Origin of the sequence: Pseudoxanthomonas suwonensis 11-1, from assembly GCF_000185965.1 — a bacterium.
Classification (GTDB): domain Bacteria; phylum Pseudomonadota; class Gammaproteobacteria; order Xanthomonadales; family Xanthomonadaceae; genus Pseudoxanthomonas; species Pseudoxanthomonas suwonensis_A.
The window spans coordinates 1305429-1321624 of record NC_014924.1 but is presented as its reverse complement, the minus strand read 5'-3'; the positions used below and the strand labels follow the sequence as shown (position 1 = coordinate 1321624).

The 16196-nt window shown below is 70.3% G+C and carries 16 protein-coding genes and 1 tRNA gene; 9 read left to right on the top strand and 8 right to left on the bottom strand.

Translation table 11 applies throughout. The annotated features are described in order from the left end of the window. Positions 1-34 precede the first annotated feature (34 nt). Together PSESU_RS06005 and upp are read left to right on the top strand one after the other, a co-directional pair. A complete protein-coding gene (locus PSESU_RS06005) occupies positions 35-2434 on the top strand; it encodes a TonB-dependent receptor plug domain-containing protein (RefSeq protein WP_013534877.1) in 2400 nt (799 codons plus the stop codon). A 98-nt stretch (positions 2435-2532) separates the two neighbouring features. Beyond that, positions 2533-3165, top strand: a complete 633-nt coding sequence (gene upp, locus PSESU_RS06000; RefSeq protein WP_013534876.1) for a uracil phosphoribosyltransferase — start codon at positions 2533-2535, stop codon at positions 3163-3165. A gap of 96 nt (positions 3166-3261) precedes the next feature. Here the strand turns inward: upp and PSESU_RS05995 are convergent, their stop codons facing one another. The 7 genes from PSESU_RS05995 to rsmD all read right to left on the bottom strand — a co-directional run bounded on the left by PSESU_RS05995 (position 3262) and on the right by rsmD (position 9970). Beyond that, the gene (locus PSESU_RS05995) at positions 3262-5025 is read right to left on the bottom strand and encodes a glycoside hydrolase family 9 protein (RefSeq protein ID WP_013534875.1); all 1764 of its coding nucleotides are present in this window, start codon (positions 5023-5025) and stop codon (positions 3262-3264) included. 128 nt (positions 5026-5153) lie between these two features. After that, entirely contained in the window at positions 5154-6059 is a 906-nt protein-coding gene (locus tag PSESU_RS05990) for an MBL fold metallo-hydrolase (RefSeq protein WP_013534874.1), read from the bottom strand. A gap of 53 nt (positions 6060-6112) precedes the next feature. Beyond that, on the bottom strand, positions 6113-7885 hold the full coding sequence (gene ggt / locus PSESU_RS05985; protein WP_013534873.1) for a gamma-glutamyltransferase: 1773 nt from the start codon (positions 7883-7885) through the stop codon (positions 6113-6115). Next, positions 7882-8163, bottom strand: a complete 282-nt coding sequence (locus tag PSESU_RS05980) for a YfhL family 4Fe-4S dicluster ferredoxin (protein WP_013534872.1) — start codon at positions 8161-8163, stop codon at positions 7882-7884. The genes ggt and PSESU_RS05980 overlap by 4 nt, the downstream gene beginning before the upstream one ends. 108 nt (positions 8164-8271) lie before the next feature. Next, entirely contained in the window at positions 8272-8778 is a 507-nt protein-coding gene (locus tag PSESU_RS05975) for a hypothetical protein (protein ID WP_013534871.1), read from the bottom strand. A gap of 26 nt (positions 8779-8804) precedes the next feature. Then, on the bottom strand, positions 8805-9323 hold the full coding sequence (gene coaD / locus PSESU_RS05970) for a pantetheine-phosphate adenylyltransferase (protein ID WP_041763920.1): 519 nt from the start codon (positions 9321-9323) through the stop codon (positions 8805-8807). Further along, positions 9320-9970 carry a 16S rRNA (guanine(966)-N(2))-methyltransferase RsmD gene (gene rsmD / locus PSESU_RS05965; RefSeq protein WP_013534869.1) on the bottom strand — a complete coding sequence of 217 codons (651 nt, stop codon included), beginning with the start codon at positions 9968-9970 and terminating at the stop codon, positions 9320-9322. Before rsmD ends, coaD begins: the two co-directional genes overlap by 4 nt. A gap of 84 nt (positions 9971-10054) precedes the next feature. Between rsmD and ftsY the strand changes: the two genes are divergently transcribed. From ftsY to PSESU_RS05950, 3 genes are all read left to right on the top strand, one after another. Continuing rightward, positions 10055-11398 carry a signal recognition particle-docking protein FtsY gene (gene ftsY, locus PSESU_RS05960; RefSeq protein WP_013534868.1) on the top strand — a complete coding sequence of 448 codons (1344 nt, stop codon included), beginning with the start codon at positions 10055-10057 and terminating at the stop codon, positions 11396-11398. 84 nt (positions 11399-11482) lie between these two features. Beyond that, on the top strand, positions 11483-12544 hold the full coding sequence (mutY, locus tag PSESU_RS05955; protein WP_013534867.1) for an A/G-specific adenine glycosylase: 1062 nt from the start codon (positions 11483-11485) through the stop codon (positions 12542-12544). A gap of 12 nt (positions 12545-12556) precedes the next feature. After that, complete coding sequence (locus tag PSESU_RS05950) at positions 12557-12835, top strand: oxidative damage protection protein (RefSeq protein ID WP_013534866.1); 279 nt, start codon at positions 12557-12559, stop codon at positions 12833-12835. Between the two features lie 954 nt (positions 12836-13789). Here the strand turns inward: PSESU_RS05950 and PSESU_RS05945 are convergent. After that, a tRNA-Phe gene (locus PSESU_RS05945) sits at positions 13790-13865 on the bottom strand. 156 nt (positions 13866-14021) lie between these two features. Between PSESU_RS05945 and PSESU_RS05940 the strand changes: the two genes are divergently transcribed. From PSESU_RS05940 to PSESU_RS05925, 4 genes are all read left to right on the top strand, one after another. After that, positions 14022-14483 (top strand): DUF6491 family protein, encoded by a 462-nt coding sequence (locus PSESU_RS05940; protein ID WP_013534865.1) that lies wholly within the window; start codon positions 14022-14024, stop codon positions 14481-14483. A gap of 120 nt (positions 14484-14603) precedes the next feature. Then, positions 14604-14813 carry a hypothetical protein gene (locus PSESU_RS05935; RefSeq protein WP_013534864.1) on the top strand — a complete coding sequence of 70 codons (210 nt, stop codon included), beginning with the start codon at positions 14604-14606 and terminating at the stop codon, positions 14811-14813. A 163-nt stretch (positions 14814-14976) separates the two neighbouring features. Beyond that, positions 14977-15579, top strand: a complete 603-nt coding sequence (locus PSESU_RS05930; protein WP_013534863.1) for a lipocalin family protein — start codon at positions 14977-14979, stop codon at positions 15577-15579. Positions 15580-15608: 29 nt separating this feature from the next. Beyond that, entirely contained in the window at positions 15609-16091 is a 483-nt protein-coding gene (locus PSESU_RS05925) for an LEA type 2 family protein (RefSeq protein ID WP_013534862.1), read from the top strand. The last annotated feature ends 105 nt before the right edge of the window (positions 16092-16196 follow it).

The following is a 16196-nucleotide window of genomic DNA, read 5'->3' as shown; positions in this document are numbered from 1 at the left end:
CCGTTCATTTACCACCCCACGGAACTTCCTTTCGATGAAACGCAACACGCTCGCCATCTGCCTTTCGCGCGCCCTCGCCTGCGCCGTCCTGCTGCCCCCGTGCGCCGCGCTCGCCGCCCCGGCACCGGCACCGGGGCCGGACGCCGCCGCCGCGGGCGAGCCCAAGCAGCTGGACGCGGTCGTGGTCCAGGGCGAGATCGCCTACCGCAACCGCGCCGCCGACATCGAGCCGACCCTGGTCTACGACCTGGAATACTTCCAGCGCTTCGAGCCCAACACCGTCGGCGACATGCTCAAGCGGGTGCCCGGCGTGGGCTTCGTCGGCAGCGACATCATGGAGTACGACGGCGCCCAGCTGCGCGGCCTGGGCGGCGGCTACACCCAGGTGCTGATCAACGGCAAGAAGGTGCCCGGCGCCGGCGACGACCGCTCGTTCTACGTCGACCGCATCCCGGCGGAGATGGTCGACCACATCGAGATCAAGCGCAGCGCCAGCGCCAACCGCAGCGGCGACGCGATGGCCGGCGCGATCAACATCGTCCTGCGCGACGCCTACGTGTTCGACGGCAGCTACGTGCGGATCGGCGCCAACCGCTGGGACGACGGCGAGGTGAACCCGACCTTCGGCGCGGTGACCTCGTTCGAGGCGCTCGGCGGGCGGCTGCTGGCCGGGGTCAACGTCCAGGACCGCTACCGCTCCAAGTTCAAGCGCTCCGACCGCTTCACCGACGACACGATGGAGGAGAAGGTCAGCTGGGAGGACCAGACCGAGGTCAAGGACGGCCGCGACTACTCGGCCAACCTGAGCTACACCGCCGAGGTCGGCGAGACCGGCCGCTTCGGCGTCGACGCCTTCTACGTCAAGACCGACCGCGACGTGACCGAGGTGTCGTTCGAGGAGGAAGTGGACGACGACGAGGTCGAGAACAAGCGGGTGCCGGGCCTGAATCCCTACGACCAGAAGAACTACGGCATCGGCCTGGACTACCGCTTCGACATGGCTGGCGGCACCACCCGGCTGAGCCTGGACCACGCCCGTTTCGAGGATTACGAAGGCACCACCGAGGGCGAGCACGTCTACGTCGGCGATGCGGCCGGCTGGGACGAGACCTGGAGCATCGACGGCGCCGAGTGGGACGAGACCGTCTACGAGGCCGAGGCCATCGACGCCAAGGACAGCGAGACCGGCTTCACCCTGGCGCATACCCGTCCGCTCGGCCGGGCCGAGCTGCAGTTCGGCATCGACGTGCGCAACAAGAAGCGCGAAAGCCTGGTCACCAGCTACGAATGGGAGGCCGACGAGGAAGGCCAGGCCGCGCCGGCCTTCCCGGCCGACTACGCCCTGGACGGCAGCGTGGCCTCGGTGATCGAGGAGAAGCGCGTGGACCCGTACGTCATGCTCAGCGGCCGCGGCGAGGTCTTCGCCTGGGAAGCCGGCCTGCGCTACGAGACCACCCGGGGCCAGGTCGAGTACATCGAGGACGAGGAAAGCGAGGGCCGCATCGACAAGGACTACGACCAGTTGCTGCCCTCGGTGAACCTGCGCTGGGACGTGACCGATGCCGACCGCATCAGCCTGTCGCTGGCCAAGACGGTCAAGCGCCCGAACTTCAACGAGCTGATCCCGGCCCTGCTGGACGGCGAGTTCGGCGACAACGACTACATCGGCAACCCGGAACTGGAGCCGGAGACCGCCAATGGCATCGACCTGGGCTTCGAGCACCGCCTGGGCCGGCGCGGCGTGGTGGGCCTGAACTTCTTCTACCGCGACGTCAAGGACCTGATCGAGCTGGTCAACACCGGCGCGCCCAGCGAGGCGGCGGTCGAGGACTACGAGGACGACATCGCCGACATGGTCGACGACGGCGACTACGCCAGCGAGGCCGAAGCCATCGCCGCCAACCCGTTCGAGGCCGAGAGCTGGTTGTTCACCTCGGCCAATGTCGGCGACGGCAAGGTCTACGGCTTCGAGTTCGACCTCTCCACCCCGCTGTCCGCGTTCGGCATGGACGACACCGGCGTGTTCCTGAACTACTCATGGGTCGACTCCGGGGTCGATGACTTCATGGGCCGGCGGCGCTTCAACGACCAGGCCAAGAGCACCTTCAACATCGGCTTCATCCAGGACCTGCCGGCCCTGGCCGCCAGCTTCGGCCTGACCTACCACAAGCAGGGCGACGCCTACGCCCGGTTCCTCGGCGAGGAAGCCATCATCCGGTACGGCGGGGAACTGGACGCCTTCGTCGAGAAGCGCTTCGGCCGGAACTTCTCGGTGCGGCTGTCGGCCAACAACCTGCTCGACGCGAGCAAGGACGAGTTCTTCGACAAGTTCAACACCCTCGAGGACCAGCTCGACCGCGACTACGACGAGTACGAGCTGGAGACCGAGGAAGCCGGGCCCAGCTACCAGCTGGTGATGCGCATGGCGTTCTGAGCCGCGCACCGGGTGGAGCCGGCGCAGCGCCGGCTTCGCCTTTCCGCATCGACGCGTTTGCTGCAGACTTTCCAGGCCCCCATACCTGCAGGCCCGCCATGAAAGCCGTCGAAGTCCACCATCCGCTGGTCCAGCACAAGATCGGACTGCTGCGCTCGGCCGAACTGAGTACCAAGGGCTTCCGCGAACTGGTCACCGAACTGGCAACCCTGCTGGCATACGAGGCCACGGCGGACCTGGCCACCGAGGAGGCGACGCTCCAGGGCTGGGCCGGCCCGGTGCAGGTGCGACGCATCGCCGGCGCCAAGATCAGCCTGGTGCCGATCCTGCGGGCCGGGCTGGGCATGCTGCCTGGGGTTCTCGCCCTGATTCCTGCCGCGCGCGTGAGCGTGGTCGGGCTGCAGCGCGACGAGGAAACCCTGCAACCGGTCCCCTACTTCGAACGCCTGACCGGCCGGCTGGACGAGCGCGACGTGCTGATCCTGGACCCGATGCTGGCCACCGGCGGTTCGCTCATCGCCACCATCGACATGCTCAAGCGCGCCGGTGCCCGCCGCATCCGCGGGATATTCCTGGTGGCCGCACCCGAGGGCCTGGCCACGGTCGAGGCCGCCCATCCGGACGTGCAGGTCTACACCGCGGCCATCGACCAGCGGCTCAACGAGAAGGGTTACATCCTGCCCGGCCTGGGCGATGCCGGTGACCGCATCTTCGGCACCCGGGTCGAGTAGGGCCCGACGCGCGGAGTACCGGCTCCACGACGTCCATGCGAGGACGGCGGCCTGCGGCCGCCGTCCGGTTCCAGCTGGCGCGACCCCGCGCGGGCCTCAGTGCGGGCCGGGCGTCAGCGCCTGCACCGCCGCGGCCACGTACACCAGCGGGGCATTCCAGTTGATCGCCACTTCGTTGCTGGCGTAGCTGCAGTCATGGTCCAGCCAGGACAGCGCCGGCAGCGATGACGGGTACGGCACCGGGCACTCCTTGGCATCCTGCTGGCCCGGGTTGGGCCCGCCGCTGAGCCAGCCCGGCACCGGCGCATCGATGCCGTCGGCCTGCGAGGGACGGTGGTGCACGTGCATCGGCGTGCGCAGGCCATGCCCGGTCACCAGCGAAACGCCCAGCGGATTGCGCCCCAGCACCCAGTCCAGCTGCGACTGCGCCGCGTCCAGCATCGCGCGCGTGCCTTCCAGCCGGTAGCCCTGCAGCAGGACCAGTGCCTGGTTGAGCACCGTCGAGCTGCTGCCCCAGCGGAAATCCTCGGCACGCGTTGCCACCTTCCAGGGCGAGCCAGCCTGGCGCTGCTGCAGTTCGCGCGCCAGCCCCAGCACGCCGGCAGACACGAATCCGCGCGCCTCCTCGTCGGGAAGGCGCTGCAGGTGGTGCGCCAGCGAGCTCCAGCCCAGGGTGCGCACGCCCGACCAGCTCGGCACGTCGGGGGTCCCGGCGTTGTCGACGAACGCATCCCAGTAGGCGGCCTCGCCGGTGAGCAGGAACAGCTCGGCGGCGGCCCACGCGAACTCGTCCTCCAGCATCGAATCGCCATAGGCGCCGGTGCCCACGTCCTCCGGCTGGCGGTACACCGCCTCCGGATTGGACTTGGCCCACGCCCACGCCGATCGCGCCGCCGCTGCCATGCGCGCCGGCAGGCCCGGGAACTGCGCCTCGTAGGGCGCGTACACCCGGCTGGCCATCGCCATCACCGCGGCGAAATCCAGCGTGGCCGCCGTGCTCTTGGCCACCACGTAGCGGTCCGCGGTGTCCTCGTGCGGCATGACCGCGCCGGAGAACTGCAGCGTGGTCAGCTTGTGGTACACGCCGCCATCGGCCGGATCCTGCATGTCCAGCATCCACTGCAGGTTCCACATCGACTCGTCGAGGATGTCGGGCACCGCGTTGCCGCTTTCGGGGATGCCGGCGTCGCGGTTGCGGAAGAACTCCGGGTAATGCTCCCAGGCCGCGAGCAGCGTCCACATGGTGATGCCGGAATTGACGATGTACTTGCCGTAGTCGCCGGCGTCATACCAGCCGCGCGGCGCGGAGATCCGGGTGCCGGCGGGCCGTGCCGCCGAGGCGGCCGAGGCATGCACCAGCACACTGTCGTCCGGGTGCCCGGCCGGGCGCGCCCACTGCCCTGCCTGTGCCGGGTCCAGCGCGGTACCGGCGCGGTTGAAGTAGAACGCCTTCAGCGCGGCCACGGCCACGCCCTCGTAGGCGTCGGGCCTGACCTCGAACGGATCCGAAGGCGGCAGGCCGTCCACCTGCACGCGGTAACGTCCCGGTGCACGCAGGGCGCTCAGGTCGGCGACAGCGGCCTGGCGACCAGCGGGCTCCCAGGTGGCGGCCTCACCCAGGCGCCCTTCGAGCACCGGCTTGCGGCGGCCTTCGGCCAGCACCTGGAAGCCCGCCTGTGCCGGGGATTCCACCACCACCAGCTTCTGCGCGCCGGGCGCGAATCCCAGCTGGTTGATCCGGACCTGACGGGGCTGCGCCTGGGCGTCGGGCGTGCCGGCATGGCAACCGACCACTCCCATCGGCGCCAGCACCATTGCCAGCACGGCCTGCATCGCGCGAGGCGATCGGTGACCACTCATTCCGCTGCTCCCTTCTACTGCCGCACCGTGGCGTTCCCATGCCGGAACTTAACCCGCCGGCGCAGCGTGACGATAGCCCGCGCCATCCTGCGCCGCGGGATGCGCGAGCCGTGCAGAGGAACCCGCGCTCAGGCGGCGAGGCTGTGCCCACCCAGCGGGCGGGCGACCAGCTCGGCCACCTCGTGCGTGGTGGTGTAACGGCCCTTGTCATCGCGCACCAGCTGCGCCAGCGCGCACTGCGGATCATGCGTAAAGAACAGGTGCACGTTGCGCGCCAGCTTGTCCTCGAGGAACCGCCGCTTCTCGTCGATCAGCAATTCGGCGTTGCGGTCGTAGCCCATGGTGATGGGCAGATGGACCCAGGAGCGGCCGGGAATGAGGTCGGCGCAGAACACGACCCCGCCATGGGGCTGCCCGTCCACCCGCTCGGGGCCGGTGATCTCCGCCAGCATCAGCCCCGGCGTGTGGCCATCGCTGAAGGTGAAGCGCACCGCTTCGCCCAGCGCCCTGGAATGCGTGCCATCGACCACTTCCAGCCGCCCACTGGCTTCCAGCAGCGATGGGAGCTCCGGGATGAAGCTGGCGCGATCCCGCGGATGCGGGTTGCGCGCGCGCTCCCAGTGGGCCGCGCCGACCACGTAGGTCGCGTTGGGGAACAGCAGTTCCGGGCCGCGACCTTCGGTCCACGGCGCCAGCAGGCCGCCGGCGTGGTCGAAATGCAGGTGGCTCAGCACCACCACGTCGATGTCCTCGTGCTCGAAGCCGGCCGCGCGCAGCGACTCCACCAGCACGTGGCGGTCCTCCTGCACGCCGTAGCGTTCGCGCATCTTCGGCTCGAAGAAGGCACCGATGCCGGTTTCGAACAGCACGGTCTTGCCGTTGAGCGGGCTGGCCAGCAACGCCCTGCATGCCAGGTCGATGCGGTTGTGTTCGTCAGGCGGCGCCCACTTCTCCCACATGGCCTTCGGCGCGTTGCCGAACATGGAGCCGCCATCGAGCTTCTGCGAGTTGCCGCGTATCGACCATAGTTTCATGGTGCGAATGCTAGCGCCGCGACGGTTAAGAATCCGGAACCCGGCCGCCCCGCTCAGGGCGCGGCCGGCTCCCCTTGCCGCAGCCGCACCTCGGCCTTGCCGACCGGGTTGCGCGGGTCGGTTCCGCCCTGCAGTTCGCCGGCGCGGCGGTCCCACAGCACGGTCTGGAAATTGCCCCAGAAGTGGCTGGAGGCATTGCCCGAAACGCGGTCGCCGGGCTGTTTCACGGTGTGTCCCAGCGCGCGCAGGCGCGCGGCCACCTCGTCGCTGAAGGCACCGCTCTCGGCATCGACCACGTCCGGCTGCCACTGGTGGTGGTAGCGCGGCAGCGCGGCCACGTCCTGCGCATCCAGGCCGTCGGCATAGCCCAGCACGCCCAGCAGGACCATGGTGATGATGCGGCTGCCGCCCGGCGTGCCCAGCACCGCCACGCGATCCGGCGAGACCATGAAGGTCGGGGTCATCGAGCTGAGCGGGCGCTTGCCCGGTTCCGGCGCGTTGGCCTCGTAGCCCATCACCCCGAAGGCATTGGGCTGGCCCGGCAGCAGGGCGAAATCGTCCATCTCGTTGTTGAGCAGGACGCCGGTGCCCGGCGGCACCAGGCCGGAGCCGAACAGCAGGTTCACCGTCTGGGTCACCGCGGCGCGGTTGCCCTCGCCGTCGATGATCGAGAAGTGGGTGGTCTCCTCGTCCTCCAGCGGGGTCGGCAGGCCGGAGAACATGTCCGAAGGCGTCGCCTTCTCCGGATTGATCGTGGCGCGCAGGCCGGCCGCGTATTCGCGGCTGGCAAGCATCTCCACCGGCACGTGCACGAAACCGGGATCGCCGAGGTAGAAGGTGCGGTCGCGGAAGGCGCGGCGCATGGACTCGATGGTCAGGTGCGCACGCTGCGCCGGATCCAGCTTCGACAGGTTCCAGCCGCCCAGCACCTGCAGCATCTGCGCCAGCGCCACGCCACCGGAGGACGGAGGCGGCGCGGTGACGATCTCCCAGCCGCGGTAGTCGAAGCGCAGCGGTTCGCGCTCGTGGACCTGGTAGCCGGCCAGTTCTCCGGCGGTCCAGCGGCCGCCTTCGGCGCGCACGCCATCCAGCAGCTTCTTCGCCACCGGCCCGCGGTAGAAACCGTCGAAGCCGCGCGCGGCAAGCGCCTCGAGGGTCCGGGCCAGGTCGGGCTGGCGCAGCAGCTGGCCCGTGACCGGCGGCTTGCCCCCGGCCAGGAACACGCCGCGGGTGCCGCGGTAGCGCTCCATCACCTCGCGCCGCGCCGCATAGCCACGCTCCAGCCGCTCATAGACCGGGAAGCCGTCGCGCGCCAGGCGGATCGCCGGGGCCAGGCTCCTGCCAAGCGGCAGGCGGCCGTACTTCTCCGCCACGTGGACCAGGCCCGCGGGCAGGCCGGGGATGGCCGCCGACCACGGCCCGTTCTGGGCACGGTCGCGGTCGAGCTTGCCGTCGGCATCGCGGTAGCGGTCCGGCGTGGCCGCCGCCGGCGCGGTCTCGCGCGCGTCGATGAACACATCGCGGCCGCTGGCCGCGTCGTGCAGCAGGAAGAAGCCGCCGCCGCCGAGGCCGGAGCTGATCGGCTCGACCACCGACAGCGCGGCGGACACCGCGACCGCGGCATCGAAGGCATTGCCGCCCTGCTCCAGCACCTCGAAACCGGCCGCGGTGGCCAGGTCGTGGGCGCTGGCGATGGCCGCACCCGGCGGCTGCGCGGCGACGAGCGACTGGCGCGGGGGCTCGCCGCCATCGGCGGCGAAGGCCGTGAGCGGGACGACCGGCAGGAACAGGAATACGAGCGCGAACAGGCGCGTGGTGAGCCTCATGGGGCGGCCTCCGGGACGTAGAGTTCCGGATGCTCGTGCTGCAGGCGCCGCAGCTTGTCCAGCAGCGCCTCCTGGCTTTCCGGATGTTCGGGATCGGGGTCGATGCATTCGACCGGGCATACCACCACGCACTGCGGTTCGTCGAAGTGGCCGACGCATTCGGTGCAGCGCGCGGGATCGATCACGTAGATCGTCTCGCCCATCGAGATGGCCTGGTTGGGGCAGGCCGGCTCGCAGACATCGCAATTGACGCAGAGTTCGTTGATCTTCAGTGACATCGCACAGCGGTCCGGGTCATGGGGGTGCCAGCCGGCACCGGCCCCGCGGGGGCGGGGGGACCCTCCCGCCGGCGCCCGGCCGCGTCACCGCGACCGGGCCCGGGAAGGTCACTTGGCTTCGACGAAGACGTAGTCGGCGCCGGTCGGCTTGACCACGGTCATCACGCGGGCGTTGTCCGAGGCGTCGCCGATGAAGACGATGCGGACGTCCTTCAGCGAGCCGTCCGGGACGGTCTCGAAGGCGGTCTCGATCAGGCCGGCCATGCGCGAGGACGCCGGAGAGCCGAAGGCCAGCAGGTTGCCCTTCTGCACGCCGCGCTTCATCGCGGTGCTGGCGGCCTCGACCTGGCGCTCGTACTTGGCCTCGAACTCCGGGTCGGTCTCCGGCGGGAGGTAGTACAGGAACGGGTTGTTGGTGATGTTGCCCATGTTCTGCTGCACGACCTGCGGCAGGTAGGCCTTCCAGCCGGCGTCGTCGTCGCGGGCCGGGGCGGCCAGCCTCTTCGCCTCGGCGGCCTCGTTGGCCACCGGCTGTTCCTTGCCACCGCAGGCTGCCAGCAGCAGCGGCGAGGCCGCCAGGCCGGCGAGCAGGAGCACGCGCATCGTCTTGTTCATTGTTGGATCCTCCCTCTCTCTAGAAGTCACTCGGAACCATCGCCCCGCCGTGCCGCCTTCAGCGCCGCGGCAACCGCCGGGGTGACGAAGCCCGAGACGTCGCCACCGAGGCGTGCGATCTCGCGCACCAGCGACGAGGAGATGAAGCTGTACTGCTCGGCCGGGGTCAGGAACAGGGTCTCGACCTCGGGAATAAGGTGGCGGTTCATGCTCGCCATCTGGAACTCGTATTCGAAATCCGACACCGCGCGCAGGCCGCGCAGCAGGACGCCGGCGCCGACATCGCGCACGAAGTGCGCCAGCAGCGAGTCGAAGCCGCGCACCTCCACGTTCGGATGCCCGGCCAGCGCCTCGCGCGCCAGCTTCACGCGCAGCTCCAGCGACAGCGTCGGGCCCTTGGCCTGGCTCGCGGCCACGCCGACGATCACCTTCTCGAACAGCGGCGCGGCACGGTCGACCAGGTCGATGTGGCCGTTGGTGATCGGATCGAAGGTGCCGGGATAGACGGCAATGCGGCGATGGGCCACGGTCGGGGTCGTTGTCAGGGGGCCGGATTGGCCGCGCCGAGTGTATCAGCGCCCCCGGTGCCCCGGCCACGATACAGGGCCGCGCGCGCCTGCGCGGTGCGCAGCTCGCGATGCAGCTGCCAGCCCGGCGGCGGCGCGGGCTCGCTGCCGGCGGGGCTTTCGACGTAGAGCCAGGCGTCGGCGGCCATCCGCGCCGGCAGCGCCTGCAACACGCCGTCCCACAGGCCGGCCGCGAACGGCGGGTCGATGAACACGATATCGGCGGCGGGCATGGACGCGGACTCGGCCGAGCCCAGCCAGCGCAGCGCGTCGGCCTCGACCACCCGGGCCGGTGCGCCGAGCCTGGCCACGTTCCCGCGCAGGGCCGTCGCCGCCCCGGGGTCGCGCTCGACCAGCACCGCCTCGGCCGCGCCGCGCGACAGCGCCTCCAGGCCCAGCGCGCCGCTGCCTGCGAACAGGTCCAGCACCCGCGCGCCCGGCAATGCCGGCATCAGCCAGTTGAACAGGGTCTCGCGTACGCGGTCCGAGGTTGGCCGCAGCCCGGCCACATCGGCTACCGGCAGGCGGGTGCCACGCCAGCGCCCACCGATGATCCGCACCACGCCTGGCGCAGCGCCGCGGACCGGCGCACGGCCGGATGGAGCCGGTGGCAGGCGGCGGCTCACCGGGCACTCCAGGGGCGGCCGGCTTCAGAAGTCGTGGATGGGCGCGGTGCTAGCATGTGCACCATTCTCCGATATCCCTGCGAAATGGTCAGTTTCTTCCGCCGCAAGAAGCCCGAAAGCGCCCCCTCCTCGTCATCCGGAAGCCGCTTCAGCGCCGAAGAGCTCGCCGCCGCGTTCCCGCAGGCCCCGAACGCCGCCACGCCCGCGCCTGCAGCTGACGCGCCGGCGGCCGAAGTCCCGGCCGCGCCGGCTCCCCTGCCCCCCGCTCCCCTGCCCCCCGCTCCCCTGCCCCCCGCTCCCCTGCCCGCCGCTTCCCTGCCCGCCGCTCCAGAAGTGGCCGAAGCACCGCCGGCGCCTGCCAGCGAGCCGGTCGCCACACCGGTCGCCGAATCCGCCCCGGTCGAGCCGATCGCGCCGGCGGCGCTGGAACCGGCCCCGGCCATCGAGCCCGTGGCGGCCCCGGCTGTTGCCGACGTCCCGGCGCCAACCGAAGCCCCCGCCGCCGCGCCCGGCCGCACGGGCTGGCGCGAACGCCTGCGCAACAGCGCCTTCGCCCGCAGCTTCGGCGGCCTGTTCTCGCGCAATCCCAAGCTCGACGACGACCTGCTGGACGAGATCGAGACCGCGCTGCTGACCGCCGACGTCGGGGTCACCGCCACCACCGCCCTGGTCGAAGGCCTGCGCAAGCGCATGAAGGCGCGCGAGTTCGCCGACGCCCGCGCCCTGCTCACCGCCCTGCGTGCGGAACTGATCGCCATGCTGCAGCCGGTCGCCAGGCCGCTGCAGATCGATCCGGCCACCCGCCCCTTCGTGCTGCTGACCGTCGGCGTCAACGGCGTGGGCAAGACCACGACCATCGGCAAGCTCGCGCGTCGGTTCAAGGACGAGGGCCGCAGCCTGATGCTGGCCGCCGGCGACACCTTCCGTGCCGCGGCGGTGGCGCAGCTGCAGGCCTGGGGCGAGCGCAACGGCGTGACCGTGATCGCCCAGGGCCAGAACGCCGATGCCGCTTCAGTCGCCTTCGACGCGCTGCAGGCCGCCAAGGCCCGCGGCACCGAGGTGCTGATCGCCGACACCGCCGGCCGCCTGCACACCCAGGTCGGGCTGATGAACGAGCTGGGCAAGATCAAGCGCGTACTGCAAAAGCTCGACCCGGCCGCGCCGCACGAGGTGCTGATGGTGATCGACGGCACCACCGGCCAGAACGCGCTCAACCAGCTGCGCCAGTTCAATGCCGCCGTCGGCGTGACCGGCCTGGTGGTGACCAAGCTCGATGGCACCGCCAAGGGTGGCGTGGTGTTCGCGCTGGCGCGCGAGTTCGGCATCCCGATCCGCTTCGCCGGCATCGGCGAGCGCCCGGAGGACCTGCGCGTGTTCGATCCGGAAGCCTTCGTCGACGCGCTGCTGCCCGAGGCGCTGGGCGCCTGAGCCCCGCCATGCATCCCCTGACCGCGAGCGCGGGGCTGGCGCCTGCCTGCCCCGTCCCGCGCGACGTCGCGCCGGAGCCGTGCCGTGGCCGCTGATACCGCCGATCGCTTCGTCGCACCGCTGCTGGACTGGTTCGACCGCCACGGCCGCCACGACCTGCCCTGGCAGCATCCGCGCACCCCGTACCGGGTCTGGCTGTCGGAAATCATGCTGCAGCAGACCCAGGTCGCCACGGTCATCCCGTACTTCCTGCGTTTCGTCGAAAGCTTCCCCACCTTGCCCGACCTGGCCGCCGCCAGCACCGACCAGGTGATGGCGCACTGGGCCGGCCTCGGCTACTACGCCCGCGCCCGCAACCTGCACGCTGCGGCCAGGCGCTGCGTCGAGCAGCATGGTGGCGACCTGCCGCGCGATCTCGATGCATTGCTGGCGCTGCCCGGGATCGGCCGCAGCACCGCCGGAGCCATCCTGTCCCAGGCCTGGGGCGATCCGTTCCCGATCCTGGATGGCAACGTGAAGCGCGTGTTCGCCCGCTGGCATGGCATCCACGGCTGGCCGGGCACGCCCGCGGTGGAGAAGCAGATGTGGGGGCTGGCCAACCAACACGTCCGGCACGTCCCGGCCGGCCGCCTGGCGGACTACACCCAGGCGCAGATGGATTTCGGCGCCACCCAGTGCACCCGCGCCGCGCCGGCCTGCCTGACCTGCCCCCTGGCCGATGGCTGCGTCGCCCTGCGCGAAGGCCTGGTCGATGCCCTGCCCACGCCGCGCCCGGGCAAGACCCTGCCCGAGCGCGAAGCGATCGCCCTGTTGCTGGAGGACGCCGGGGGCCGCCTGCTGCTGCAGCGGCGCCCGCCGACCGGGATCTGGGCCTCGCTGTGGACCCTGCCGCAGGACGAGACCGAATCCGGCCTGCGTACATGGTTCGAGCGGGAGGTCGATGGCGACCTCGACGCCGCCGAGGCGCTGCCAACCATCGTCCACACCTTCAGCCACTACCGCCTGCACCTGCAGCCGCTGCGCCTGCGCAAGGTCGCCCCCCGCGCCCGCGTGGGCGACAATGAGGCCCAGCGCTGGGTGTCGCGCGCCGAACTGGCCTCGCTGGGCCTGCCCGCGCCCATCCGCAAGCTGCTCGACTCACTCTGAAGCGACCCGCCCATGACCCGCACCATCTTCTGCCAGTACGAAAAGCGCGAGGCCGAGGGCCTGGATTTCATTCCCTGGCCCGGCGAACTGGGCAAGCGCATCCACGCCAACATCGGCAAGCCCGCATGGGCCGCCTGGCTGGCGCACCAGACCATGCTGATCAACGAGAACCGGCTGTCGCCCCGCGACCCGCAGCACCGCGCCTTTCTCGAGGAGCAAATGGAGAAGTTCCTGTTCGGCGGCGACGCCGAGCAGCCGGCCGGCTACGTCCCGCCCGCGGACCAGGGCTGAGCCCACGCGGCCATCGGGGGCTGCACTGCACCTGGCGCAAGGCGGACTTCGCCGGACACGGCCGGCGAAAGCACCGGGTCCGGCAAGCCGCCGAGCGGCGCTCTGCGCCTCCCGGCGAGCGCAGACACCCGAATCGCCGGGCGTATACATCCGTGGATTTGATACCCGGCGTTGACACCATCGGGCGGCGACCGGGAAAAACTCCTGCCCGGCCGGCTGCTGCGTATTAGCTGGTTGCGAGTGCGCGGGGAGCCCATCCCGGCACGACACTGACTTGGCCTTTCGCTCAGGGCGCGGCCATGAGCCAGCCTAGCCGACCGCCCGGCTCCGCTCGCCCCTCGCCAATGGCGCAGACAGTCAAGTTACTGACTAACAAAGAAAATCCGCGCCACTTGGGCGCGGATTCGGGTATTCAATTTGCCCCGGCCCGGAATCCTTCCGGCGGCTTGGTCCTTGGCAGAGCGGTGTCCTTTTCCAGTGCATGCCGTCCTGCCGGGGCGAAGCCAGAATGCCCAATCCTGCATAACTTGTATGTCAGGAAAGACAGGTTTCTTTTGTAGGAAAAACCCTACAAGCCGCCCTACCCCTCCGGGAAGCTGAAGGTCTTCCAATGACATGCGGCCGGGCCATCCTCGCCGCTGGGCCATGAAGGCCGCGTCACCGCGCGCTGGCTGTGCTGCTGGACATGCGGGCCGCTAGAGGGAGCGGCGCCGACCGGCGGGTTCGTCCCGATACTACCCAGCCAGGCCCGGCCCGCCAGCCGTACCCGACAAGCGGTTAGATGGGGTCGGGCGCACACACGCTGGCCCAGCGATCGCTGCGGACCTGGCACCGTCGCGGCCAGCGCCACGCCCGTGTCACACGCAGCAGGTCCGTGGCGGATCCGGAAGCCGGAAACGAAAAACGGACCCGAAGGTCCGTTTCCGCGAAGCACTGCAAGCAGGCTTCCAAAGATGGTGGCCGGGGAGGGAATCGAACCCCCGACACGGGGATTTTCAATCCCCTGCTCTACCAACTGAGCTACCCGGCCATCTTCGCTTCGGCTTGGCCGTTGCGAGGGGCGGCATCATAACGAGCCTTTGACGATCCGACAAGCGTCTGATGCATGAATGTTGGCGGCGACGCGTCTATGCCACTCCGGAGGCGTGCGCGAAGATGGCTGCAAACCTAGCTGGAGATCAACGCCATGAAGTGGCTACCCATTCCCGCCATGCTCACCGTGGCCCTCCTCGCCGCCTGCGCCAGCTCGCCGCGGCTCAGCGACGCCGAAGAGCGCGCGCTGTACCGCGCACATGCCGGCGAGCCGGTATCCAGCTTCAGCCTCTTCGGCAAGCCGCACGGCTGGACCGCGCTGGGCGATGACGCCCTGGTGGTCTGGACCCGCCCCCGCCAAGCCTGGCTGCTGGACCTGTCCGGCTCCTGCCAGGACCTGCCCTATGCGCTGTCGATCATGATCACCAGCACCGGATCGCGGGTGCAGTCGAAGTTCGATTCGGTGCAGCCGGTGGGCCCGATGGTTTCCCCCGTCGGTCGCATGCCCTGCCGGATCCACGAGATCCGCCCGCTGGACACGACCGCCCTCCGCCAGGCGGAGCAGGAACTGCGGCAGGCCGAGGTCGAAGAGCGGCCCGGCACCCCGCAGGACTGAGGGCGCCCCCCTCGGCTTAATCCTATAGCCATCACGGCAGATTCCCGATTGCATGTCCCGGGCGGACGCGGCAGATTTGCCGTGAACGCAGGGAGGACACTGGATAGCGGGGGTTGGCCCATGGACTGCCGACGTCTTACCGTCCACAAGGATCACCGCGGTTGCGTGCTGCTGGATGGCGAGCGTTACCTCGCCTCCTGCCGCTCGGTCAGCAAGGCGCTGGAGCTGGCGCGCACCCTGGCCGCGGTCCATTCGCTGCGCCGGGGACCACCGGTGATGGTGGAACTGCGCCATTACGGCCAACGCCCGCGGCCGGTCCGCATCGACTAGCGCAGCCGGGTGCCGGGCTCCTCCGGCCCGGCACCCCCGCATGGCCCGTTGTGGCAGACGGCCGCACGGCGCGCGCTCCTGTCCTCGCCCGCATGCCGCCCCCGAACGGTCCCTGCACGGGCCGGTGCTAGCATCCGGCTCGCCGCGCCCCAGAGGAGACCGCATGCGCACGACGATCCTGACCCTGCTGCTCTGCTGTGCCGGCCTGGTGGCCGCGGGCGCACGGGCGGCACAGCCGGTGACCTCGGTCGAGCAGCTGGACCTGAGCCGCTATGCGGGACACTGGCACGAGATCGCCCGCCTGCCCGTGTCCTACCAGCGCCGCTGCGCCAGCGACATCACCGCCCACTACACCCTGCGCAGCGACGGCACGATCGGCGTGCGCAACGCCTGCCGGACGAAGGATGGCGAAACGGCCGCGGTCGATGGCGTGGCCCGCCAGGTCGAAGGCCACCCCGCCCGCCTGCAGGTACGCTTCGCACCCGACTGGCTGGGCTGGCTGCCGCTGGTATGGGCCGACTACTGGGTATTGGCGCTGGATCCGGACTACCAGTGGTCGCTGGTCGGCGAGCCCGACCGCAAGTACCTGTGGATCCTCGCCCGCTCGCCCTCGATGGACGCTGCCCTGTTCGCCAGCCTGAAGCAGCGCGCCGAGGAGATGGGCTACGACCTGTCCGACCTGGTGGTGGATGCGCAGCTGCTCGGCGAACCCGATTCCGAATCGGAACCGGCGGCCGAGGCTGGCGGCCACGAAGCCACGCCGTAGTATCCTGCCGCGCACACGAAGGAGGCGGCATGGCACTTCCGCGACGGATTCTCCCGCTCATCGCCCTGGGCATGGGCCTGGTGTTGCTCGCCGCCTGCAGCGGCAAGGTCAAGCGCGTGTCGCCGCCGGCGGCATCGATCCAGCAGTTGTCGGTCGAACGCGACGGCAGCTGGACCGTGGAGCTGCGGCTGCACAACTACAGCAGCATGTCGATGCGCTTCGAACAGGTCTCGCTGGCGGTGACCGTGGACGAGCACCCGGCCGGCACCCTGGAGGCCAGCCCGGCGATCTCCATCGGCCCCTCGGCGGCCGATACGGTGCGCGCCACCCTGCGCCCGCAGCCGATGGCCCGCCTCGCCGTGGCCGATGCCCTGGCCGGCCGCCGCGAGCTTTCCTACAAGCTCGAGGGCGAAGTCGCCGCCACTCCGGAGGAAGCCAAGAGGCGCAGCTTCACGCTGGATGCCAACGGCACCCTGAGCCCGGCGCCGGGCCTGGAAGGCGTGCTGCGCTGAAGGGTTCCGCAAAACGTCATCCATCGGGTATAAGCTTGGATCCCGATGGAGACGGATACGGCGACGCTTGATCCGATCTTCGCCGGTACCCAGGTACCGGCGGAC

Bases quoted from the DNA above. Each gene is read 5' to 3' on its own strand.
- PSESU_RS05950 (WP_013534866.1), top strand. From the start codon at position 12,557: ATGACCCGCACCATCTTCTGCCAGTACGAAAAGCGCGAGGCCGAGGGC.
- PSESU_RS05930 (WP_013534863.1), top strand. From the start codon at position 14,977: ATGCGCACGACGATCCTGACCCTGCTGCTCTGCTGTGCCGGCCTGGTG.
- PSESU_RS06005 (WP_013534877.1), top strand. From the start codon at position 35: ATGAAACGCAACACGCTCGCCATCTGCCTTTCGCGCGCCCTCGCCTGC.
- PSESU_RS05935 (WP_013534864.1), top strand. From the start codon at position 14,604: ATGGACTGCCGACGTCTTACCGTCCACAAGGATCACCGCGGTTGCGTG.
- PSESU_RS05990 (WP_013534874.1), bottom strand. From the start codon at position 6,059: ATGAAACTATGGTCGATACGCGGCAACTCGCAGAAGCTCGATGGCGGC.
- PSESU_RS05925 (WP_013534862.1), top strand. From the start codon at position 15,609: ATGGCACTTCCGCGACGGATTCTCCCGCTCATCGCCCTGGGCATGGGC.
- PSESU_RS05940 (WP_013534865.1), top strand. From the start codon at position 14,022: ATGAAGTGGCTACCCATTCCCGCCATGCTCACCGTGGCCCTCCTCGCC.
- PSESU_RS05995 (WP_013534875.1), bottom strand. From the start codon at position 5,025: ATGAGTGGTCACCGATCGCCTCGCGCGATGCAGGCCGTGCTGGCAATG.
- PSESU_RS05975 (WP_013534871.1), bottom strand. From the start codon at position 8,778: ATGAACAAGACGATGCGCGTGCTCCTGCTCGCCGGCCTGGCGGCCTCG.
- ftsY (WP_013534868.1), top strand. From the start codon at position 10,055: ATGGTCAGTTTCTTCCGCCGCAAGAAGCCCGAAAGCGCCCCCTCCTCG.
- upp (WP_013534876.1), top strand. From the start codon at position 2,533: ATGAAAGCCGTCGAAGTCCACCATCCGCTGGTCCAGCACAAGATCGGA.
- PSESU_RS05980 (WP_013534872.1), bottom strand. From the start codon at position 8,163: ATGTCACTGAAGATCAACGAACTCTGCGTCAATTGCGATGTCTGCGAG.
- ggt (WP_013534873.1), bottom strand. From the start codon at position 7,885: ATGAGGCTCACCACGCGCCTGTTCGCGCTCGTATTCCTGTTCCTGCCG.